The sequence below is a fragment of the Bradyrhizobium roseum genome (assembly GCF_030413175.1).
GTDB lineage: Bacteria > Pseudomonadota > Alphaproteobacteria > Rhizobiales > Xanthobacteraceae > Bradyrhizobium > Bradyrhizobium roseum.
On sequence record NZ_CP129212.1, the window covers coordinates 4,770,094 to 4,792,137 of the forward strand.

A 22,044-nucleotide genomic window follows, 5' to 3' on the forward strand; every position below is an offset into this window, starting at 1 on the left:
GGCTACCCCCGAACTGCGCCTTCCTCCAACGACAGCAGACGCGCGACCTCATCGTCCGGCAGGTTCAAAACCCGCTCGAACATCCCATCGACGAGATCGGCAGACTTCCGCCGTGTCGTGTCGTTCATCTTTTCAACCAGTACGAGGACGATTTCTCTTATCGTTCCGGCAACCAGCAGATCCGCCACATCGAGCCTGACCTTCAGACTCTGCTCAATCTTGTTCTGTAATTGTGCAGCCGAGAGTGAATCGATTCCAAGATCGTAGACCGATTTTCCGTCGGAGATTGTGTCGGCCTCGATCCCGAGCAACCCGGCTATATGCTCCCTGAGAACCGCGCCAACCTTCTTTTCTTCGGCAGCCTCAGACGGATCGATATCCCAGAGGGACATGCTGACTTCTACTCGCTCTCGTTCGGCAGGATTCCTCCACTCGGCGATGATCGGAAGCTTGCCATCTACGAAGTCCGACCTGCACTTCTGCCGCTTGATCTTTCCGCTGGTCGTTCTCGGGATCCTGTTCCGCTTGATCAGCGCGATGGCGTGCACCTGCAGTCCAAATCGCCGGGCGAGCGTCGCGCCGATACAATCGAACTCTCCGTTCGGCTCTCGCGACGCCTTGTCCAGTTCATAGACGATCACGAGTTTTTCTTCTCGATCGCACTCGACCGTAAATGCGGCGCCAAAGCCTGCACGCAACGTTGGAACGGCTGCCTCGATGGCGCGCTCGATATCCTGCGGGTAGAAGTTCACACCGCGGATGATCAAAAGATCCTTCTGCCTGCCGGCGATGAACAGCTCGCCACGCCATATGAATCCGAGATCACCGGTTTTCAGGAAAAACCCTTCATCCGCCCCGCTTGGCCGGGCTTGGAACGTCTCGATGCTCTCGTCCGGGCGGTTCCAATACCCCTCTCCTACGCTTTCGCTATCGATCCACACCTCGCCGACGTCGCCGTCCCTGCACACGCTCCCCGTCTTGGGATCGACGATGAGCACGCGGTGCCCCTCCAGAACCGGTCCCGATGACACCAACGCCGTGCAATCGCTATCGTCCTTAACAACTCGCGCAACTCCGTCTTGCAGGGACGATCGCGAGAATTTCTGCTCACTCGCATCGCTCCAATGTTGCCCACTAACCATGAGGGTGGCTTCAGCCAGGCCGTAACATGGAAACAGCGCTTCCTTGCGGAAGCCTGCGCCAGCGAATTTCTCGGAAAACCGCGCCATCGTGGCCGGGCGAACGGGCTCCGCGCCGGAAAACGCGGTACGCCACGACGACAAATCAAGCGAGTGGAGGTCTTCGCGCCTGATTTCCCGAAGACAATGCTCATAGCCGAAATTCGGCGCGCCACTGATCGTCGCTTGCGTTTTCGAGATTGTTTCCAGCCACCGGATCGGCCGACGAACAAACGACGATGGCGACATCAACGTAACCGGGAAGCCGGCATACATCGGCATCAATATCCCGCCAATCAAGCCCATATCGTGGAAATGAGGCAGCCAACTCACCCCGATGCTATCCGCACCAGCGTGCGAAGCTTTCGACATCAAGCCAATGTTATGCAGCAGATTACGGTGCGAGATCTTAACGCCCCTGGGAGATGCAACCGATCCAGACGTGAACTGTAAAAGAGCCAGACCACCCCCGTCGAACCGAGGTTCCCGCCATCGCGCACTACAATCAGCTGCCTCTCCGAATGGAACCAAATCAAATACCGGCTTCCCGGATTCATCTGCGAGCTCTCGATGAAGGCGCTCCCTCACCTTGCTGGCGACGAGAACCACCGACGGACGAACCTCGTCCAGCGCCGCGCGGATTCGACTTGCGCCTTCTGCAACACCTGGAAGACTGAGTGGAACAACGCAGTTTTCAGCATAAAGGCAGCCGTAGAAGGCAGAAATGAACTCCAGCCCCGCCGAGAATATCAACGGAATCGGCATGCCCGAAGTGTTTGACGACTGCACCCATGCCGCAACCCGTTGAGCCGCTTCATCGAGCTCTCGATAAGTAACCGCCGCACAGCCGACTCCATCGTCCGCGAGAAAGCGATACGCGATGTGATTCGGTTGGCACGATGAGCGATAGCGAAGCATGCTGGCGATTGTTCGATGAGCGTCGACGCCGCAGATCATGCAAACCACCAGTACGACGTTGATGCGATCAAGGAATTGATCACCTTCGTCGTCATTCCGCTTAAGTTGCGTTGTATCGAAGTTTCGCCGAAACGATGAGAGAGTCAAGCGCTCGATTCAGCACTAGAAACGATTCACCCTCAGGTTGCATCGATGTGTTGAAAGCATGTCGATGAACAGCGCCGGCGCGCGCATCATTTCGTGATTGTCTCGCTACTTCTGAAATTGCAGCCACCTTCGTTGCTGCCAGTCAGCAACCCGATCGTTGTAGTGCTTTGATATCGGGTTTCCGGACTGCCCCGGCACAATCATGAACCTTGTCTGGTCAAGATCGGCGAGGTCCACGATCATTCGTAGCGTCGAGCCGAAAACGCTTTGAAACGCAGCCCGTTCGTTTCGGAAGGATACAACGGCGTTGTTTATGGTGTCCGTACTTCCGGAAGCCGGGATCCGGTACCCCAGGATATCAGCGATGACAGGCACATGGGACCACAACGGGTGCGAATAGACCGCCTTGTGATGGTCGCCCCAGCGGCCGATATCATTCGCGTCGCTCCGCCCCTTCTCAAGCTGCGCCAACGCACGGTCAAACGATCGCGCCATCTGATCGTCGCAAGTTTCCGCTTCGCTCGTTGCGGGATCATCGCACCAGTCGGGGTGCTGCGTCACAATGAGGTGAACGACGTGCGGATGGAACCCCGCATAATCGGGATACATTGGACCGAGCTTCGGGAGCAGCAATGACCTCGTCAGCTCCCTAAGCCATGCCGAAAAGATCAGGGGCTCGATTTTGTCGCTATCCATGCGACCGTCCCAATGCTTTACCTGTTCGGCAAGTACTCGAGAGCGGGCTTGCTTCAGCCTTGCTGTAGGCAAGAGAGGCACCAATTGTCGAGCAGCTAGCGACACCGTATCGAATTGCATCTCCGCCATATCGCCGATCGAGAAGCGGTCGGATCGGTCAAGCAGTTCCATGATGCGTTCGGCTCGATATGGCGGGATCCAGTCACGCGCGAGAAACGGAACATCCGTCAATTTGTTGTTGGCGGTGGCAATTGCACCATTTGGCGGATTGAACTTCGCGGGTAGCTCGTCGAAAGGAACATTGTCTTCCCAGTCGTACTGGCCTTCCCATCCTGGAACGGGCAACCAGCCATTCCCCTTCCGACGTCGCGGTATTTTGGCGGGTGCGATGAAGCCGATATTCCCCTCGACATCGGCGTAGACGAAATTCTGTTGTGGGGCGGTCAGTTTCCGGAGTGCGCTCCGGAATTCTTCCCAATCGCGGGCACGGCTCAGTTCCCACGCGGCTTCGGGGGATGTGTCATCGCTCGTCAGCCATGTCGTTTGCAGCGAGAGAACGAAGCCCGTTGACGGGACATGCCTGGCGAAAGCCGCAAGGTCGGATATGACTGGCCCGTGCCGGGTCTGACGCACCGTCATTGCGGCTGACGGTTCTCCCTTTATGGCGATTATTTCCTCGCGAAGCTCGAACGGCCGGGACCCATCGGGCGTAAGGTATTGCTTCGGGTTATCGCTGTCGATCTTCTCAATAAAGATGTCTTCGACATCGCTACGTGTGGCTGTAATGCCCCACGCAATCCGGGCGTTATGTCCGATAAGGATAAACGGGGTGCCCGGCGCGCTCGCACCGGTCAATATATCTGATGGTGTTCTCAATCGAGCAAGATACCAAGCGCTGGGTATCGAAAAGCCCAAATGGGGATCATTGGCAAGCAGCGGCTTTCCGGATGACGAGCGGCTACCCGAGATCACCCAATTGTTTGAGGCCTCAAAGGGGCCAATCCGCGCGGGTAGGCTTGCGTATATCTCATTGAGGGGAAGGTTCTCCAGGTCGGCCCTTGTTTGCTGAACCACAATCGGGGCCGTCGACGGATACGTCGGAAACAGTACACCGAGTTCCTGCGGCGAGACTCGCTTTAACAGCTGCGCGTGCAGGAGTTCTTCCTTGAAGTTTCCAGTCAATTCGAGGTCAATTATCTTTGCCCAAATCAAGCTATCTTCCGGGCGCCATGGCTCAAATCCGGTGTTGAGCACGTAGTACTCGGGCGGGAGAGCGTGAAATCCTGACGAATATGCGTTCACGCCCTCGGCATAACTTCGTAACAACCCTCGGACGGGCGCCGAGAGACGTTGATACTGTTTCTCAACCAGCGAACCGATGCCAAGCGTGCGCATAAAGCGATCACTGCCGAGCGTCGGACGACCGAACCATTCGGAAAGACGCCCTGCCCCATAGCGGCGCATGAGATCCATCTGGAACATTCGATCCTGCGCATGGATATACCCCAATGCGAACGCCGCATCGGCATCCGTTGTGGCGTCTATCGTCGGAAGACCGGCGCTATCCCGTGTAATGAGAATGGGCGCCCTTGATTGTGGTCCTACCAGTGAAATCGACCGCTCTGGCACCGCCGTTCGCAGCCACAGCCAAGCACCACCCAGCAATCCCAGAGATGCCAGCAGTATGAGGATCACACCATAGATCGTCGCGCGAATGATCAACGCCATCGTCTAGCCTCCTCAATGACGCTGCTTCTGAGGTCACAACCCATCCGTTGTTTATAAATCGTCGTACTTGCACGGCACCCTTAAGACAACTAATCTTGATTTCGAAGAGCGCTTCAAGATCACTTCCAAAAGAGGAGCGGCGAGGAAATGTACGACGACAATGAGAATGCTGGAACGCTCTACTACGTAGTCATGAACGGCGAACAACAGTATTCGATCTGGCGCGCCGATCGCGAGGTCCCGAGAGGATGGTCTACGGTCGGAGAAAAAGCGAACAGGCAGCAGTGCCTGGATCACATCAAGGAAGTTTGGATCGACATGCGGCCACTCAGCTTGCGACAGCAGATGGACGCGGCAACTCAGAATTAGTGTCTCGGTCCCTCTCAAGTCTCGGATCATGCGGGGACCTGGCTGACGCAGGCCGATGCCGATATCCGCTGCGAGACTACAAGGCTTTGCGGTGCAGCATCCGCAAAGCAGGAGAGATACAAGCGCGCTACGCAGTCAGGCGTGCTGCTGCGAGGCGCGGCTGAATTGAATCGGCACGTCTTCCTCACGGCCTATTGAAACCATTCTCCTTATTAGAATTGCGGACAGCCCGTTCGGGACCCGTTCGGCGCAAAGCGCGAGAATGTGCGCCCGCCCCGGACGAAACTGCCAAAATTGCCAACGCCGCGGATCATCATCCAGCTCCGGCGCTACTTCAAAGTCGACCAAACCGTCTCGATCGAGCCGAACGCTAACCTTATCCAGAGGTATCGAGACGCCCATCCCGCGAGCCTTGATGTAGGACTCCTTGAAGGTCCAATACTCGAAGAAGCGATCTAGCCGCTGTTCCGCCGGCAGTCTCGAAAGGCAATCGAGTTCCATCGCGGAGAAGGCATGCGCCGTCTCTAATGGGTTCGTGCGCGCACACATTTTTTCCACATCGACGCCGACTGCGCGGCCTCTGGTCACGCCCAGCACAACCAGACCAGCGGTATGAGAAATATTAAAGCCAATATCCGCCCCCCCCATCCTTAACACGTCAATCTGCGGACATCCGTAGGCGTTGGCTGTGAACACCCAGTCTCTCGGGTCAACGGGCTCATATCGAGACAATACTGTGCGAACAAGCGTGCGCGTTATTAGAAAGCGGACTCGATCCTTCTCGAAATGAAATCGCCGCTCCCGTTCTCTTTCATCCGCACTTAACAATTTTCGATAACCGATCGCTTGCTCACAATCGATTTCATCTTTGGCGAGCCACAGGTGAATTTCGTCCCGTGTCAGGTCGATCAACGGCTTACGGATGCCATCTGCGCCGCCAACTATTGGCATCGATCGAAACGACTGGCGAAACAAGACGGCCTCCCCCATTCTACCTAAAGAAGTTCTGGACAGGACGAGCGACGGCCGGCGCCTCCTTTTCGTCCTTAATCCAACTATTTCGGCTGAAGGGGTGGTACACAAGCGTGCACACATCGGGCTCGTTTACAATCTCTCGAAATGGCTCGCCATTAATGCTGTGATTAAGAATCATCCCATACTTGGCGCTCAAGCCAGCACAGTACCGATGCTTCGCCCTGAACCAGAGATCATATGGGTCACAGCGCGAAACAGCGTCAACTTCCGCAAACGTCAAGACCGGCTTGCCATCCCGAGAAATGCTGCCGTAACACTGATGGTTCGCCTCGAACATATAGAGTCCATAGAAGTTTCCTTCCAAGGTGAGCTTCTCGTCCCCCCTGATCATATGCGGGATCAGCTGCAAGACGACGAGGCAAATCATCGAAAGCCATCCAGGCGCAGAACGCCGGTCGACCGGTACGCGTTCCGGGGCCTGAAACCAAGGCCCGAACAAGATTAGTAGTGGCGGCATGACGATCGAGGGATAGCGATACCCCACCAACGTTCCGGAGTAGAGATGAAAGGCGACAAAGAAGGCGAACACAGATCGTTGAATAAGGGGATTTCGGCTGAACAGGAACCAGCAGCCCACCATTTCCATAGCGATAACGAGGTTGGTCATAAGGGCTTCGGTACCGAATGGAAATATCGGGAGGCCCTCTTTCAGCGCGGTGAAGTATTGGCCTAACAGCCAACTTGGATGAATCTTTCCCGCCGTTGATAGAAAGTAGAAAAACACCAAGCCTAACTGCGCGAAGAACTTCTTGTTTGCGCAAAAGAGAAACGTGAAGCAAAAGAAATTGTGATAGTATTCGTAGTTTCCCTTAAAACCGTAAGAAATGAGAAGAAGGTAGATTTTGGCGAAGAATAAAAACAGTATCGCAAGATGAACATACATCCATCGTCCGAGATATATCGCATAGCTCGCGCTTGCGATTAATCCGAACAGGATCATGTAGAATACAGCCTGCGAATATCCCTCCGGAAAGCTGGACAGGAAGATTAGATTTTTGCAGCTCTGAAAGAACGGCCAGCACAAATAGGTGCTGTTTTTCACAGCCTGCACCGTCGTGAGCGCCGAGTTCATCCAGGTCGAAAACGTGACCAGGAAACCGAGCAAGATTGCTCCCGAGAGCCACTTCAACGTTACGTCTGTTGCGATCTCCTCCACGCTGAATATCGCCCGATAGATCGATAATACGCCGCTGGTGGGTTCTCGCTGCATCGCGAGATCAGTGTCGACATCACGGCCGATGTGAGATTGCAGGTTCATTGGATGATGCCTGGCGCGAGCTAACGATGCTGTTGTCGGGAAGCCCCAAGACCAGCAATGCTTGAACGAGTCCGACGAACGATACGTCTCCAGCTAATCGTACCCTACGCTAGAATACAACGGGGTATGACATGCCAATGCCGTAGAGGGCAGCTCACTGGTTTTTCCCGGACGTGACGACCGCAATTCACGCGCGCCCGACGACACGCAAGCAAGCACTCGAAGAGTGCACCGTTCCCAAGGAACTGTGGATGCCATGAAGGTCGCCAGATCGAATTACTAGTTACACAATTCTTAGTTGTTTCGTGGACTCAATGTACCACAGACTATGGCAACCCTAAGGTTGTTTTGAATCGTCAAGATAATTATTCGCTCTTATGTACTTCTCATTTGATTATACAGCTGCCGCGTGTGTCCTGATTCGTGTATCAAATGACGTCGTCTAGAAAAAACCTCTTGGGAGCAACCCAATGCAGAGAGACGAGCGACCTTCTGAGACCGGCGTTCTTGTGAACACCACATCTGAATTTGACTATGCTTCGGTTCCGACATCGGTCGCGAGGTTTCTGAAGGGTCAGGCAGCGCGTATCCGACAATATGCCGGAAAAACAGTTGTCCAAATCGGCGGCGATCTAGTATCGGCGAAGCATTACCTCTCTCATGGGCAATTCCTGCGTTGGGTCGAGAGCGAGGTAGGAATTCCTCCACGAACCGCCCAAGCATACATGCAAGCAGCCCTGTGGGCCTTAGACCACCGCGCAACCGCGGCGGTCCTTCCACCCTCGCTGCTTTACATACTGTCGTCACCAAGTACTCCCAGGGAGTTTGCTGCGGCTGTCGAGCGGAGAATAGAAGCGGGCGAGCGCATCTCGCCCACAGCGGTCCGTGCCGAATTGAAGGCAATAAGGACCGCCGAAAGAACCAAGAAGGTAGATGCACGGGCCATCGGCTTCACCACCGCGCCGAAATCGGCCAATCACGGTGACATAACGAGCCGCATCAGTCTTGCATTGAGCGAAGTCGTGGAAATTCTCGCCAATTCACTTCCGGCTGCAGACCTTTCGCGAATTTGCACGATATTGATGAGCAACGAAGTGCTAGATCAACCTGATCTCGCCGGCGAGATCAGAAAGGCATTTTGTGGTGTGCAGCCAGCAGACAGTCCAACAATCTCCGACCTGAGAATGGCCGTACAAAAGCGCGACCGTTGCGCGTTTGACCAAGACAATGAGCGGCACCATCAGCACCACAACGGAGCAGCCGACCCTGCTCAAAGTTGAGGACAACAGTCTGCTTGATGGCGGTTGCCTGTCAACGATCTCGAACGATGCTGGTCGCGGAAGAGCCTCTTGATGCCCGTCGATGAACCGTTCGATCTCTCGAAGAAATCGCCGACCGAACGCCTAAGATGGTGCAAAGACAGGTGCTTTCTTTCTTCCAGGAAGGAAATCGCGGCTATCCGTTTCTGCATTGCGAGTGAACGGCCGCACAACTAGGATTCTCAAGTACTCGGCCTATTCGGAAGAGAATTTCTGCTGTTATGAGCGCGATGGATCGTATCGAGGTTGGGATCTGGACGAGGTTGTCGACCTCGAGCTTCGTTTCGTCGTATCGGGCAATATTCAGCATTCATGAGATCGACAGCGACATCACTCTAAAATGGTTGTCGGGCACGATCCTGCTTGGCTTCCACCTTACGTTCTTTGATTGGATTTACTCCTATTCGACCACCGTGAAGGCGGTGACGGACGGCACCTACGTTTGCTGGCCGATCTTTCAGAGCTGCGGATCGCTAATATTCCTATCCGCCCTTTCGGAGGGCTACTCTCAAAGCACGCTCTTTATGGCACTATTCGGATTGATGGTTACGGCAGTTTACGCCATCTGGCTTCAGCGCTGGGAGTTCGTTCACCTCATCATATTAGTTCTGTTCCTGTTCAAGATCTATTTCACTGCGATAAGCTTCGACTACAACTCGAACTTCAACTTTCTCCACAGCACTCAGTGCTTAATATATCTCGTCTGTCCTTATAAGCGGTTCTTCGCGCAGCTGTCCTGGCTGACTGGCAGCTTCGTCGCTACACTAGCCAAGATCCATCCAACCTGGCTTCTTGGACAGCACTATAGCTCATTGAAGATGGGTATCGCCCTGCTTCCCAATGGAAGTGAGGCGATCCTGATGGCCTTCATCATCTTAATGCAAATGGCCGGCGTTTGGTTTCTAATGAGTTCAAATCGCTTCCGGCAGCGACTGTCCCTATCTGTATTCACGCTGCTGTACGTGCAGTACGGCATACAGGTTGGTTACCGCTTCCCCGTATTTGAGCTGGCTCTACTGTTGATCCTTTTCGGCCCCTGGTTTGAGTCCTGCTCTCATCCGCCGCTTACTCGACGCGCGATCCCTGGATGGATCTTCATTGCCGGACTCGCCATTCTGCAGTTGATACCACACTTGGCACAAGCAGGCGGAAGACTGACGAACGAAGACAACATTGCCGACATCTTCGGAGGACCTTATCAGTTTGAGGTCAATGAGCAGTGCTACGGAGAAATTCGGCTTGGCGAGCAGACCGTCCGACGGTTTGAGCAGACTGACGCCCGTCTCCGGTGCATTCCATACCGGTTTTGGTATAGGGCAAAGATCTCGCTGTGCTCGTCCGCGCCGAACAAATATCACATGACCTACCGCCGCAGCGTAAACGGCAATCCCTTCAAGGAAATCGTAAACGAAGCGGATTTATGCAACCTGAACTATCGTCCGCTTGGTCGAAATGGATGGATCAAACGTGAAGACGAAGCACCATGGGTCGGTCTTCCCGTTCAGAATGACATTGTAACGCGCCGCCAGCGACCCCCGACGTGAGCTGGGCTGGTTCCGCCAGTCGCCACTTCTTGGTTTGATCAGCAAGTAATGTCATGGAGCTGAAGATGGATAAGAGCGCAGATCTTCCTATCATCGCCTTGAAGCCGCTGGAGGGGAATTCTCCTCCCAGCCTGAATGCTATTCAGCGATTTCTCTTGCCTCATTTGCCGCTCATGGAAACCATGCTTTGGTGTCTTTGGTGGGGTATTCTCGCATATCTTGTCGTGCGATATTTGGTTATTCCGCTCGCAATGCGTAAATCTCAGGATAAAGCATGATCCTAGCGTGTGTGCGGAACTCAACGGACGTTGGATCGATTGAAGCACTCTGTTCCTGCCGATTGAGAACATGATGGCATCGTTCACAGGTCATCGCCTGCGTCTTTGCTCGAATGTGCCTTCACGAACCGCACCCCTTACTGGTCGATGACGCGGTCGGGGTGGGCTTTGATCTTCCCCCGAAAAAGTGGACGGGTTTAGGCGGCTTTTAACTCCATCTCGTTCGGGGCGATATATCCGATTGCGGAATGGAACCTTGTTCGGTTGTAGAAGCCCTCGATGAAGGCAAAGATATCATGCTGGGCCTAGGCGCGGCTCCTGTAGTTGTGATGGTGAACGAGCTCGGTCGTGAGGGTATGGAAGAAGCTCTCCATCGGGCGTTGTCATAGCAATCGGCCTTGCGGCTCTGCGATGCGGTGATGCTGGCGCCTACGAGGGCGTCTCGATAGGCGTATGAGGCGTACTGCACGCCGCGGTCGGAGTGGTGGATCAGTCCGGCCTGCGGGTGCTGCTGGTTCGATGGCCATCGTGAGCACCGCTGACGCGAGTTCGACTTGCATATGATCCCGCATGGCCCAGCCGACAATCTTGCGGCTGAACAGATCCATGACGGCTGCCAGATACAGCCAGCCTCCGCGGTAGGGCCTGCGCAGCGTGCAAGGGCTGGAATCGTCGAGATCGAGCTTGGCGGCGGCTGTCGTGTGCGCGTTGACCGGGACGTCGACGGGGAGGCGCTACGTAACCATGCGCGGTAGGCCGCAGGTGCGCTGATCTGTCCAGTTTATGGTTAGACCCCGTCGGACTCTTCGTTTTTCGGCTTGATCATCGCAGCGAGCACGTGGCGGCGTTTTTCGATGATGCTGTGGTCCTCTTTGTGGATTGCGATCAGCTCTTTGAGGTTCTCAATCACGTCATCGGTGAACGCCATCACCCCGTTTTCACCGACGCCAACGACCCATAGCTGGCCATCCTCAGGGTCCATTTCCTCGGCGACCTCGAACAGCCAGTCCTCATCTTCTCCAAGCATCTCGGCAACATGGCCGAGGGTGAACACGTGGCTTACTTTGTTGACGGGCCCCATCAAGCCGCCTGCGCTGCAAGGTCTTGCTGTTGCGCAATCTTCCAGTTCCAGGGCAGCAGCTCATCGAGCCTGTGGGCGGGGTGGATGGCGACGCGAGCGAGTACATCGGCAAGCCAGACCTGAGGATCGACGTCGTTCATCTTCGTAGAGACGATGAGGCTATACATGGCGGCGGCACGACGCCCTCCGCGGTCGGACCCGCAGAATAACCAAGACTTTCTGCCCAATGCGATGCCGCGCAGCGCTCTTTCGGCGGCATTGTTCGAGAGACAGACGCGGCCATCGTCGAGGAAGCGTGTGAAGGAGCCCCAGCGCTTGAATATGTAGTTCATGGCCTTTGCCAGATCGTGACCGCGGGAGAGCTTGGCGCACTGCTCACGCATATAGGCTTCCAGATCGGCAACCAGCGGCGCGCTCTGCGCCTGGCGGACAGCCTTTCGGTGGTCGGCGCTTTGGCCATTGATCGTGCGCTCAATTGCGAAGAGAGCGTCGATGCGACGCACGATCTCGATCGCAATCGGCGAGAGAGCGATCTCCTTCTTGCCAGCAGCCTTACGTCGCGCGTTTTCCTCAAGATCCGCCATGGCGAAGAACGGGCGCCGGGCATGCACCCAACAGGCCGCCTCCCTGATAGGCCCAGGACTTCGCGGGGGCTCGTAGAGTTTGGTGTATCCGCCGAAGGCGTCGGGCTGCAGGATACCGCTATAGTTGGCCAGATGCGCCTGCGGATGCTCGCCCCTTCGATCGCGCGAGTAATAGAACATTGCCGCCGGCGGATCTAAGCCGCCGAAGGGGCGGTCGTCCTTCACATAGACCCAGCATCGAGCGACATCGCACTTGCCCGAGGCCAGCACGGGCACGGTGGTGTCGTCGCCGTGGAGGCGTTCGGATGCCATGACGTGGGCTTCCAACAGACGCAACAGCGGCTCCAATACCGTGCAGCACGCTCCGACGGCGTCGGCTGCGGTCGACAGACTGATCGGCACGCCTTCCAGCGCGTAACGCTCGGTTTGCCGGTTCAGAGGCTGATGCTGGCCGAACTTCTCATAGAGGAGCATGGCCAGCAGGCTCGGCCCCGCCCATCCTCGCGGGATCACATGGAATGGCGCCGGTGCCTGGCTGATTTTCTCGCAGTCCCGGCAAGAGAACTTCTCGCGCACCGTCTCGATCACCTTCCACTGACGCGGCACCGATTCCAGCGTTCGGGTCACACCTTCACCGAGCTTGCGCAAGCGATTGCTGCCGCAGCATTCGCACGCCGTGGCGGATCGATCACCACCCGCTCGCGCGGAAGGTGGTCTGGGAACGTGTTGCGCTCAGCGCGCTTGCGCGTAATCCGACAACCGTCGTTGTTTTGGCGACTGCCTGCTCCGCCGCCAATTCGTCTTCCGTCGCGTTCGCTTCCAGTTCTTCCAAAGTAAGCGCCAGTTGGTCAATCAATCGCGCCGAGCGCTCCGATTTCTGGCCGTAAACCTGGCGCTCGAGCTTCGCTATCCGCAAGGTCTGCTGCACAATCAACGCGGCGTCCTCCGACGCCTTTGCCCGCGCTACCGCCAGCTCCGCTTTCAGCGCGGCGTTTTCTTCGGCAAGAGCGGCGCGATCAGCATCCATGAGACGAAGTGAATCATAGTTTTAGTGATTTGTGGCGCCCCAAAATACGCGCGCCTCCACACTTTTCTTCGTTCATCCCGCCGTTCTCGGCCGCCACGTCAGTTGTGGATTGCGCCAATCGATCCCTTCGAGCATGTACGCCATCTGCGCCGCCGAGATCGACACCACATCACCTGACGCCGAAGGCCAGATGAACTTTCCGCGGTCCAAGCGTTTCGCACACAGCGACAGCCCGATCCCGTCATGCCAGAGGATCTCTGCCAAATCGCCACGCCGGCCTCGGAGGATATAGAGATCGCCGGCGTGGGGATCCCGCTTCAGGTTCTCCTGAACCTGCAAAGCCAGACCCTGCATGCCCCGCCGCATATCGGTGTGGCCCGTTGCGATCCAAACCCTGACGCCGCTCGGTATCGGGATCATCGCCGGCTCAGAACATCGAGGACCCGCCCCAACGCGTCAGCATCGACGTTTTTGTCAACGCTGACACGCTTGCCGCCACCGAGTTAGATCTCGATCAGGCCCCGGCGCCTCCGGGACGGAATCGCCGCTGGGGCTTCAGTCGATGAGACGCTTTCGGCCTCAGCCGGGGTGAGCTGAACAGGGACAAGCTTCGGTCCTGCCGAAACGACACTCGCCAGGCGAGCCCGCCGCCACGTGAACACCAAACTCGTCGAAATGCCGTGCCGCCGCGCGATCTCCGTCACAACCGCGCCGGGCGCCAGCGTCTCTTCGATGATCCGCAACTTATCGTCGCGAGACCAGCGACGACGACGCTCAATCCCGCCCAGAACCTCTACCCGCATCTACCGACCTTAAGGCGAGCCTTAAAGCTGGATCCTCGCCGGACACCTGCAACTCAACAAGGCGGCCCACCCCGGAGGAATACGGCGCTACGGCGGGTTCTTGAGCTGCTGCGACGACGATGATCCCGATACCGAGCGGCGCCCGGGTTTGGATCGCCACATGCGTCGCGGCATGCAGAGCCTAGCTCTCACGATTCAGGAGAGCTTGAAGCGCGATCTCCATCAAATCCAGTTACCGCAAAATGCCGCTTCCAGACCAAAATCAACGGCTTGGGAATTCTTCACGGACTACCAGGCACCCCCACGGATGCTCGGCTTTGAGATGGCCGATGACTGGCTCCTGCGGCGGAGTTCACGCTTGACCGCAGGCGTTACCCCTCGCTTCTGGGCAGAGAGGACAAAACTTCGGTCGGCGCCTTGTGGCCTCGGTAGTCCTGTCGGCGATGGCCAGCCCGGCCATCAATCGCGTCCGGGCAGTGGCGGGCGGCACGGATCATTGATGTAAACCGTCCCAAACCCGTTCCAGAAACTCCCAATCACTGCGCGCCCCAGCGCTACTATTGCCTTCCTCCTCAACGTCCGATCATCGCACTATGATTGATCGCTATTCTCTATGCAACTAGTGCGCTTGCAAGTATATTGCAGTAAAATAGTTGGCCTCAGAGGATGCAACTTAGAAAATATGAAGCAGCCATTCCGCAAGCGATCTGATGTACTAGGTACAGATAGGCGCGATGGGTCGGGGGAGATCGACTCGAACGGTGACGACTTGGCACGGCGGTTTAGTTGGGAAATCGCTGCTATAGCGGTGCATCTTCAGGAGATACATAATCTCTGGGCCAAAGCAGTGGGCGTGACTGGTCCTCAATGGCTGATTATAGCGGCCTTAGCTGAGCTCGACCAAGGCCAAGGCGGCGTGCCTGTCAATATTGTGGCAAAGATGCTTCACGTTGACCCTTCTTTCGTAACTACGCAGTCGAAAATGCTCGAGAAAAGGGGATTTTTGCGCCGAAAACCATCCTCAGAAGATGCGCGGGTTGTGAAGATGTCATTGACTGATAAAACGTACAAGCAAATCGCGGGTCTTCATACTCAGCAACGCGAACTCTACGGCTTTATATTTGGTGAGCTCAATTATCGCGAGTTGAGCGATTTGACCGATAAGCTGACAGTCCTAAGGAATCGATGCATCAAAGCCGTCCTTAAGGTCGAGATCGAAAGATGACAGTAGACTTTTGGGGAACGCGCGGACTTGAAGTCTGAGGCAACCGATCAGAACCATACCTGCTTGCGCACGAGCTGCACTAATCTCGCAACGCTAGCAGAAGTAGTCCGCTAACCGCAAATGCTTGGCGAGTATTGATTGAAACAGAAGATTAGAAATGCGCCGAGCTGGTTGGGATTGACGGATGCCCGCACTGAATTTGTTTACCTGCCCGATCGTGCGGAAATCGTGAAGCGAATTTTTCAGTATAGTATTGATGGTCTAGGCGCCTACACTATTGCAAAGCTTCTAAACGCAGAGGGGGTACCGGCATTCGGTTGGTCAAAGAGATGGGACCAATCGACTATTCACAATATGCTGAACAATAAAGCAACACTCGGCGAGTATCAGAGAAAGCAGGTTTTAGAAGGGAAAGAAGTTCCGATTGGGGAACCGATTCCAAACTATTACCCGCCTGTAATCGACAAGAAAACATTCGAAGAAGCCCAGGCAACTCGTCGTGAGAATCTGTCGACAAGACGCGGGCGCAAGGGCAGACGGGTCACGAATCTTTTTTCGGAAATTCCCAGATGTTCCTATTGTGGTAGCAGGGTGAAGCTACACAACGCGCCAGTGAAAAGCCTCGTATGCAAGAGAGTCTGGGACGGAGAAATCTGCTTCAGATTCAAATGGTCGTATCGGGATTTTGAAGAAACCTTCCTTACATTCTTGCAGAAGAACGATGAGACCGGCCGCTTTAAATCTAAGCTTGAGCAGTTGCGCGACCATGTCGGTCAAAATGACGAAAATGGGATTTATCAGGCGCGACTGGCCATCGTACAGCATATTAGATCGACAGTGGTCAAATTGACCATCGCATTTGGCGGCACTACGCCTCAACACGAAAAAATTCATAGAACGATACGCCGCGATCACCCGAATCGTTACTTCACAGTGGAACTCTCAAACGGTACTTCGTACATCGGTCATCCCATTACCCCTGCAAAGGCCGCATCCGTTTTGAAAGTCAACTCTGAGGGACTCTGCGAACAGCTTGGCTTGAGTCCACGTCAGGGCAAATTGACTGCTTTGCTCGCAGAGGGAGAATCATTGGCGTTCATTGCCAAAGAATTAGGCATGACGTTGTCGACGGCGCGGTGGCATCTAAGAGAGATTTTTCGAAAAACGAACGCTCATTCCCAAGGCGAACTCATAAATCTTGCGCGAACGACCTTCCCGTTTACAAACGAGTAATGACCAGGACGCGGTTGGCGGCGTCACCACGGTAGGTCTCAGTGCTGCGGCGCAGGTTGAGTTTTTCCAGCACACTTTCCCGCACGAGCGCTCGGACCTAAGCCATTGGCGCAAGCGGCTCGGCGACAGACTGGAGCTGCTGCTGGCCGAGAGCCTGCGGGTGGCGCACGAGGCTGGCGCGTTACGCGGCCCGGACCTCAAGCGGGTCACGGTCGACACCACGGTGCAGCCGAAGGCCATCACCTTTCCGACCGATGCCAAGCTGCTTCATGCGGCCATCAAGGGTCTCAACCGCCTGGCAAGAAGGCACGGCGTCAGGCTGCGGCAATCCTATTCTTGCGTGGCCAAGGCCGCGGCGATGATGGCGGGCCGCTACGCCCATGCCAAACAGTTCAGGCGGCATCAGCGGCAATTGCGCATCCTGCGCAGCCGGCTCGGCCGCATCGTCCGGGACATCCGCCGCAAGATCGAGGGCCAGCCAGCCCTGGAGGAGGCGTTCGCCCTCCCGCTTGGTCGAGCCAAGCAGATCCGCTCGCAGCAGCAGCGCCAGCGCGGCTGGAAGCTTTATTCCTTCCATGCTCCGGAGGTGGAGTGCATCGGCAAGGGCAAGGCCAGCGCACCTTACGAGTTCGGAGTGAAGGCCTCCATCGTCACCAACAACCGCCGGGCCCCCGGCGGTCTGTTCGTGCTGCACGCCAGGGCACTGCCCAATAACCCCTATGACGGTCACACCCTGCGGGACGTCCTCGATCGCACCGAGACGCTTACCGGCTGTCCGATCGAGCGGGCCTATGTCGACAAGGGATACCGCGGCCACGACGCGCAAAATCCCCGTCGTGTCTTCATCTCCGGCCAGAAGCGCGGCGTGTTCGGCGTCATCAAGCGCGAACTGCGCCGTCGTTCCGCCATCGAGCCCGTCATCGGACACCTCAAGGCGGAAGGCCACCTTGGACGCTGCTACCTCAAGGGACGCGCCGGCGATGCAGCCAACGTTATCCTCTCAGCCGTGGGACACAACTTCCGCCGCATCCTCGCCTGGCTCAGACAACTCTTGTGCCTGTTCCTGGCCAAGCTATCCCGCGCGATTACCTGCCCAACCCCACTCAATCGGACTTCTTAACGGACGACAGGTTATGACCTTTGCGACAAGCTCGGGCGGAAGCTGACATCGGCGGCGCGGCCTAGCAAGCAGGCGCGCCAATGTCAGCGGACCAAGCTTTGAAAATAGCTTGGCTATTCTGGGAGGTGACGGAAAGCGTCGGGCAGCGGTCGGCTCTTCTGTTGTCACACGAGGTGGCGCTCCTCCGGGCAGCGGCCACGGATTCCTTCTCGACCGCGTCGCGTGCGGCGATGTACTTCAGCGCTTCGCTCGCGATCATCGCGGGGCCGGCTGTCGCTAGTTCGTAGAAATTGGCCGCATGTGCACCCAGCAGACGCAAGCTCGACCTCGCTACAAAGTTATTGATTTGAAATCTGGAAGGGGCGCGTTGGCGTAACCTCGTTTGCCAGGCGTCGGGGCTTCGGAAGGGGAAATCCCTTGCTGTAAATTCTCAACCTCATCCCAAAGAAAAACCCCCGGCAGTTGCCTGCCGGGGGTTTAACTAGTGTTTCAAGTCTTTCGGGATCAGAAGTTGCGCTGAGCGCGAACGTTCAGGAACACAGTGCTCTGGTCCTTGAACTCGTACACGGCGGTCGGCTTCGGAGCCGTCGGGGTCAAAGTGGCAGACCCGCCCATCTTCTGGTCGAGGAAGAATGCACCGACTTCAGCCGAGAACGTCAGGTTCTTGACGGGAGTCCAGCGGGTGACCACACCAACCTGGGCGAAGTTGAAGTCCGGGTTGCAGGAGTAGTTCGCAGACACAGCCTTGCCAGCCGTGTAGACCGCGCACCAAGCACCCTTGGCCGAAGTGCCGTCCAGGACACTGCCGCCGTAGCGAACCGAACCGTAGCTGCCCCAGAGGCTGGTCGACCAGTAGGGATCCCAGTTGTGGTTGAACGCACCACGGACACCCCATGCGTCCACCAGCTTGATGCCGTCGGTGAACCCGGGCCGGTAAACGGCGTCAGCCGTCTGACCGAAACCGACGCTCTGGTAACCACCGGCAAGACCGGTCGAACCGAACATCACGAAGCTCGGCGAACCGCTGCTCGTGGAGACGACCGCCTTGGTGGCGCCGTGGGAGTACGTGGCATCGATCTTGAAGTCGTCGCCCGCACCCGTCGGGAGGTTCTTGATCTGCAACGCCGCCGTCACAGCACCGCCCCACTTGTCTTCGGGATGACCGGAGATTTCCGACAGATTGTTCGGAACGCCGCCGGCGCCGAGGGTGTTGTAGGAAGCGGTCACGTTGTGCAGCATACCCGAGATCTGGAACAGACCCCAAGCCTGGTCGACGCGGAGGTTGCCGACGATATCCGGAACATGCGTTCCGCCGTAGGCGTTGGAGCCGGCCGTCGCGAAGCCGCCGCCGGTGCTGAGGTTCAGCACGGAGGTACGGTTGAACACGGTCGGATCATCGAGGCCGATGGTGGCCGACACGCCGTTGCCGAACTGCGCGGTGTACTGGATGTTGTTGACGCCGGTGACGTAGTCCGGGCCACCCATCAAGAACGAGTTGTTGTTGCCCGGATAGCCGTTCCAGGGCGTCGCATAGGCCGAAGCCGACTTACCGAAGGTGAAACCGGCGAACTGGATGAACACCATTTCGACCGCGACGTAGCCGCCACCAGCGGTGGAGAGCTGCGTGGAATTGAAGGCAGGGGCGCCGGCCGGCGGAGGTGTGACCGAGTTCGGGTTCCGCGTGCCGTTGTTGAAGTTGTCGAACTGGAAGTCGCCCTGACCGAAGGTGCGGACAACGCCGTATTCGGTGGCGGTGCGGGTATCAACCGTCAGCGCCATACGGGAACGGGAAACGAAGTAATCGCGATAGCGATTGCCCTGGCCTAGATCGCCGCTCCAGGCCGGTCCGCCGTAGGTGGAGCCGTTGAACGTGGTGTCGATACGAACGTAGCCACCCAGCTTGATGCAGGTGTCGGTGCCCGGGATATACCAGAAACCCGCGCCGTACAGGGAGCAGATCCTCACGTACTCGACCGCTTTGGCCTTGACGGGAAGATCGGCGGCCTGTGCTCCGCTCATGGCGATCAGACCCGCCGCTGAGCCGAGAATAAGGCTCTTAACCATCTTCATGTTAAACCTCCAGTTTGCTCTGTAGGGAAGGTTCCGGATCCGCCGGGTGCTGGCACCCTATGGTTGGTTCCCTTAATCCCCTGAAACCCGCTTAGTCGCTTCGCGCCTTCGGACACTCCCGCATGAACGCGAGGGACTTAAGCGAACCACCTAACGGGACGACCTCGGGATGCCCCCCTCCGTCGCATCACGATAAGAAACGAACAGTTCCAAACAGGCAACAAAAGAGACGCGGAACTGAGGCCTGCACGGCCGCTTTCTGTACGCTTGTTGCAAATCTGCCACGTCACCAAAATGTGAGACGAGCCGTTAACCACCTGTTATTGCTCAATTTTATGAAAACGATGCCGACTCCATACCCCAACGAACGGAACCAGGCCTCAGCGCGCAAAGGAGGCACCCGACAACAAAAGTACGCGTGATGAAACTGCGACTCACTTTGCAAAGCGGCGCCCAAGCCTTGCAAAGACAAAACGCGGAACGTCCTGGGCACGCTAAAATGTAGATCGCTATCATCATGGCAGACGGGCACGACGCAAATATATTCACCTCAAGAGACCCGTCTTCGAACTCCCAGCAGCGGGCGCTGGGCCGAGAACCCCATGACCAGCTCTTCTGCGGCGAGGAGGCTTCCAGCACCGGCTGGCGCTCGATCGCTCGTCGCTGGCGTTAGCGCAACAGCATGGGCGAGGAACGGCCGCAGGTGATCGTCGACGCCAGGTTCAGCCCAAGAAAGTGACATTCCCCACCGATGCCAAGCTTCTGACCCGAGCGCGTGAGAAGCTTGTGCGGCTGACGCAGCTGATACGGGGTGGATTTACGCCAATCCTGCGGGCGGATGGCCGCGATCCAGCATCAGCGCTATGCCCATACCAAGCTATTCAAACGTGCCAACCGGATGCTTGAGAAGCTGCGCACCCATCTCGGTCGCGTCATCCCCGCCATCGGTCGCAAGACCGAGGGCAATGGCGGGCCCGAAGCGGCGTTCGCCAAGTTCCTATTGCTGGCGCGGCCTGCGAGTTCGGCGTCAAAGTCAGCTTTGCCATCACCCTCAAGCGCTGCAAGGGCGGCCAGTTCGTCACCCATGTGAAGGAGCTGCCCGGCAATCCATATGATGGCTATACTCTGGAGACCGCGACCCCGGACATGGAGGCGCTGGGTCGGCGCCCCCTCGCGACAAGGGCTACCGAGGCCCCCCGATTACAAGTTGAGGATCTGACCAGCCAGAGGGCATTACTGAGGCCGTCTACATGCAGGCGAACTGGGCGCCGAAGCGCGCGCTGGACGAGGTGCTGTTCGTGGCAGAGGCCGCGCGCCGCGCAGCGTTTCCGATTGCGATCGTCGCCTATTCGCAGCAGATATCCGGCCCCAGCTCGATGCGTAGACCATGGAACCAACCGTTCGCGGCGTCCGGATGCAAGGACGGAGAAGAATGGACGCTCGAGATGGAGCGCAAATATCGACCGTAATGGCTCGTCCAAGCCACGCGCCCTGCGGAATGTCCGGACGTTCGGCGACCTGATTGATCTCCACGACCAAGATATGCGCGAGGTCGGCAAGCCCCCTCGCCGTTCAAAGGCCGCAGTCATGGAAGCCCTCAAGGACGCGCTCGGGACGGTAAAGTTGCCTCAGTCAAATCGTGAGCGATTGATCGAATATGGAAGGAAGCGTGCAAAAAGGTGCCGGCCCCGCGACGCTTGCGATCGACTTGTCTTTCATCAGGACGATCGTATCGCACGCAGCCGCAGTTCATGGAATCGAGGTCTCGGCTGAAGAAGTTCGTCCGGCGCCAATTGCACTAAAGCACCTCGACCTTGTCGGCAGAGGCATCGAACGCGATCGTCGACCGACGCAAGACGAACTTGATGAGCTCATCGAGCATTTTGAAACTAATCCACGCCAAGTAATCCCAATGGTCGTATCGTGCGCTATGCGATCGCGACGACGATGCGCCAGGAAGAGATCTGCCAACCGGAGTGGCGAGACGTCGATATCAAGAAACGACTCTTACTGCTTCGCGACCGAAAAGACCCAAGACACAAGATCGGCAACCATCAAAAGGTCCCGCTACTTAACTTAACTGGATACGATGCGTGGGAGATTTTGCTGCAACAACGGATCATAACCCGAGGCCAAGGCCGCATCTTCCCACACCCAAGTCAATCAGCACGGCATTTTCTCGCGCATGTGATGAATTGAAGATCGACGACCTGCATTTCCATGATCTCCGCCACGAAGGAACGAGTCGTCTGTTTGAGGCGGGACTTTCGATCGAAAAGGTTGCCCTAGTGACAGGTCACAAGGATTGGCGATTGTTGCAGCGCTACACCAATCTCAAGCCCGAGGATCTTCACAAGCTGCAAAAAGCCGCGCAGCCGTCGATGGAAGAATTCATGGCGACGTTAGCTGCCTCATAGCCGATCTAGTCTGC

18 protein-coding genes and 2 pseudogenes are annotated in these 22,044 nt (G+C 56.8%); 10 read left to right on the forward strand and 10 right to left on the reverse strand.

Translation table 11 applies throughout. The features are described from left to right. Positions 1 to 2: 2 nt before the first annotated feature. Entirely contained in the window at positions 3 to 2,243 is a 2,241-nt protein-coding gene (locus tag QUH67_RS22715; RefSeq protein ID WP_300941399.1) for an AMP-binding protein, read from the reverse strand. A 105-nt stretch (positions 2,244 to 2,348) separates the two neighbouring features. Next, positions 2,349 to 4,667 (reverse strand): penicillin acylase family protein, encoded by a 2,319-nt coding sequence (locus QUH67_RS22720; RefSeq protein ID WP_300941401.1) that lies wholly within the window; start codon positions 4,665 to 4,667, stop codon positions 2,349 to 2,351. 147 nt (positions 4,668 to 4,814) lie between these two features. On the opposite strand from QUH67_RS22720, the gene QUH67_RS22725 reads away from it, so the two are divergent. Continuing rightward, positions 4,815 to 5,036, forward strand: a complete 222-nt coding sequence (locus QUH67_RS22725; protein ID WP_300941403.1) for an MbtH family protein — start codon at positions 4,815 to 4,817, stop codon at positions 5,034 to 5,036. A 135-nt stretch (positions 5,037 to 5,171) separates the two neighbouring features. Here QUH67_RS22725 and QUH67_RS22730 read toward each other — a convergent pair whose 3' ends face one another. Together QUH67_RS22730 and QUH67_RS22735 are read right to left on the reverse strand one after the other, a co-directional pair. Continuing rightward, positions 5,172 to 6,011, reverse strand: a complete 840-nt coding sequence (locus tag QUH67_RS22730) for a 4'-phosphopantetheinyl transferase family protein (RefSeq protein WP_300941405.1) — start codon at positions 6,009 to 6,011, stop codon at positions 5,172 to 5,174. A gap of 16 nt (positions 6,012 to 6,027) precedes the next feature. Continuing rightward, positions 6,028 to 7,329 (reverse strand): hypothetical protein, encoded by a 1,302-nt coding sequence (locus QUH67_RS22735; protein WP_300941406.1) that lies wholly within the window; start codon positions 7,327 to 7,329, stop codon positions 6,028 to 6,030. 470 nt (positions 7,330 to 7,799) lie between these two features. Here QUH67_RS22735 and QUH67_RS22740 point away from each other — a divergent pair, with 470 nt between their 5' ends. From QUH67_RS22740 to QUH67_RS22750, 3 genes are all read left to right on the forward strand, one after another. Beyond that, a complete protein-coding gene (locus tag QUH67_RS22740; protein ID WP_300941408.1) occupies positions 7,800 to 8,609 on the forward strand; it encodes a DUF3102 domain-containing protein in 810 nt (269 codons plus the stop codon). 260 nt (positions 8,610 to 8,869) lie between these two features. Further along, positions 8,870 to 10,192: a hypothetical protein gene (locus tag QUH67_RS22745; RefSeq protein WP_300941409.1), complete on the forward strand. Its 1,323-nt coding sequence runs from the start codon at positions 8,870 to 8,872 to the stop codon at positions 10,190 to 10,192. A gap of 53 nt (positions 10,193 to 10,245) precedes the next feature. Next, entirely contained in the window at positions 10,246 to 10,470 is a 225-nt protein-coding gene (locus tag QUH67_RS22750; RefSeq protein ID WP_300941411.1) for a hypothetical protein, read from the forward strand. Positions 10,471 to 10,853: 383 nt separating this feature from the next. Here QUH67_RS22750 and QUH67_RS35010 read toward each other — a convergent pair whose 3' ends face one another. The 5 genes and pseudogenes from QUH67_RS35010 to tnpA form a co-directional block, all read right to left on the reverse strand. After that, positions 10,854 to 11,123 carry a DDE-type integrase/transposase/recombinase gene (locus QUH67_RS35010; RefSeq protein WP_407080474.1) on the reverse strand — a complete coding sequence of 90 codons (270 nt, stop codon included), beginning with the start codon at positions 11,121 to 11,123 and terminating at the stop codon, positions 10,854 to 10,856. Positions 11,124 to 11,257: 134 nt separating this feature from the next. Next, positions 11,258 to 11,551, reverse strand: a complete 294-nt coding sequence (locus tag QUH67_RS22755) for a hypothetical protein (protein ID WP_300941413.1) — start codon at positions 11,549 to 11,551, stop codon at positions 11,258 to 11,260. Next, positions 11,551 to 13,162 (reverse strand): annotated as a pseudogene (gene tnpC / locus QUH67_RS22760) (IS66 family transposase). The gene QUH67_RS22755 and the pseudogene tnpC overlap by 1 nt, the downstream one beginning before the upstream one ends. A gap of 72 nt (positions 13,163 to 13,234) precedes the next feature. Next, positions 13,235 to 13,582, reverse strand: coding sequence for an IS66 family insertion sequence element accessory protein TnpB (gene tnpB / locus QUH67_RS22765; protein WP_300941414.1), 348 nt, complete (start codon positions 13,580 to 13,582; stop codon positions 13,235 to 13,237). A gap of 83 nt (positions 13,583 to 13,665) precedes the next feature. Further along, the gene (tnpA, locus tag QUH67_RS35015) at positions 13,666 to 13,965 is read right to left on the reverse strand and encodes an IS66-like element accessory protein TnpA (protein ID WP_407080343.1); all 300 of its coding nucleotides are present in this window, start codon (positions 13,963 to 13,965) and stop codon (positions 13,666 to 13,668) included. 682 nt (positions 13,966 to 14,647) lie between these two features. Here tnpA and QUH67_RS22770 point away from each other — a divergent pair. The 3 genes and pseudogenes from QUH67_RS22770 to QUH67_RS22780 form a co-directional block, all read left to right on the forward strand. After that, entirely contained in the window at positions 14,648 to 15,190 is a 543-nt protein-coding gene (locus QUH67_RS22770) for a MarR family winged helix-turn-helix transcriptional regulator (protein WP_300941416.1), read from the forward strand. 138 nt (positions 15,191 to 15,328) lie between these two features. Then, complete coding sequence (locus QUH67_RS22775; RefSeq protein WP_300941418.1) at positions 15,329 to 16,423, forward strand: recombinase family protein; 1,095 nt, start codon at positions 15,329 to 15,331, stop codon at positions 16,421 to 16,423. A 58-nt stretch (positions 16,424 to 16,481) separates the two neighbouring features. Continuing rightward, a pseudogene (locus QUH67_RS22780) lies at positions 16,482 to 17,543 on the forward strand (IS5 family transposase); the annotation flags it as partial. A gap of 504 nt (positions 17,544 to 18,047) precedes the next feature. Here QUH67_RS22780 and QUH67_RS22785 read toward each other — a convergent pair. Further along, positions 18,048 to 19,613, reverse strand: a complete 1,566-nt coding sequence (locus tag QUH67_RS22785) for a porin (protein WP_300941420.1) — start codon at positions 19,611 to 19,613, stop codon at positions 18,048 to 18,050. Between the two features lie 838 nt (positions 19,614 to 20,451). Between QUH67_RS22785 and QUH67_RS22790 the strand changes: the two genes are divergently transcribed. From QUH67_RS22790 to QUH67_RS22800, 3 genes are all read left to right on the forward strand, one after another. Further along, positions 20,452 to 20,703 carry a hypothetical protein gene (locus QUH67_RS22790; RefSeq protein WP_300941422.1) on the forward strand — a complete coding sequence of 84 codons (252 nt, stop codon included), beginning with the start codon at positions 20,452 to 20,454 and terminating at the stop codon, positions 20,701 to 20,703. A 160-nt stretch (positions 20,704 to 20,863) separates the two neighbouring features. Beyond that, on the forward strand, positions 20,864 to 21,082 hold the full coding sequence (locus tag QUH67_RS22795; protein ID WP_300941424.1) for a hypothetical protein: 219 nt from the start codon (positions 20,864 to 20,866) through the stop codon (positions 21,080 to 21,082). 624 nt (positions 21,083 to 21,706) lie between these two features. After that, positions 21,707 to 22,030: a tyrosine-type recombinase/integrase gene (locus QUH67_RS22800; RefSeq protein WP_300941426.1), complete on the forward strand. Its 324-nt coding sequence runs from the start codon at positions 21,707 to 21,709 to the stop codon at positions 22,028 to 22,030. The last annotated feature ends 14 nt before the right edge of the window (positions 22,031 to 22,044 follow it).

Bases quoted from the DNA above. Each gene is read 5' to 3' on its own strand.
- QUH67_RS22720 (WP_300941401.1), bottom strand. From the start codon at position 4,667: ATGGCGTTGATCATTCGCGCGACGATCTATGGTGTGATCCTCATACTG.
- QUH67_RS22725 (WP_300941403.1), top strand. From the start codon at position 4,815: ATGTACGACGACAATGAGAATGCTGGAACGCTCTACTACGTAGTCATG.
- QUH67_RS22735 (WP_300941406.1), bottom strand. From the start codon at position 7,329: ATGAACCTGCAATCTCACATCGGCCGTGATGTCGACACTGATCTCGCG.
- QUH67_RS22740 (WP_300941408.1), top strand. From the start codon at position 7,800: ATGCAGAGAGACGAGCGACCTTCTGAGACCGGCGTTCTTGTGAACACC.
- QUH67_RS22745 (WP_300941409.1), top strand. From the start codon at position 8,870: ATGAGCGCGATGGATCGTATCGAGGTTGGGATCTGGACGAGGTTGTCG.
- QUH67_RS22750 (WP_300941411.1), top strand. From the start codon at position 10,246: ATGGAGCTGAAGATGGATAAGAGCGCAGATCTTCCTATCATCGCCTTG.
- QUH67_RS22755 (WP_300941413.1), bottom strand. From the start codon at position 11,551: ATGGGGCCCGTCAACAAAGTAAGCCACGTGTTCACCCTCGGCCATGTT.
- tnpB (WP_300941414.1), bottom strand. From the start codon at position 13,582: ATGATCCCGATACCGAGCGGCGTCAGGGTTTGGATCGCAACGGGCCAC.
- tnpA (WP_407080343.1), bottom strand. From the start codon at position 13,965: ATGCGGGTAGAGGTTCTGGGCGGGATTGAGCGTCGTCGTCGCTGGTCT.
- QUH67_RS22770 (WP_300941416.1), top strand. From the start codon at position 14,648: ATGAAGCAGCCATTCCGCAAGCGATCTGATGTACTAGGTACAGATAGG.
- QUH67_RS22785 (WP_300941420.1), bottom strand. From the start codon at position 19,613: ATGAAGATGGTTAAGAGCCTTATTCTCGGCTCAGCGGCGGGTCTGATC.
- QUH67_RS22790 (WP_300941422.1), top strand. From the start codon at position 20,452: ATGGCCGCGATCCAGCATCAGCGCTATGCCCATACCAAGCTATTCAAA.
- QUH67_RS22795 (WP_300941424.1), top strand. From the start codon at position 20,864: ATGCAGGCGAACTGGGCGCCGAAGCGCGCGCTGGACGAGGTGCTGTTC.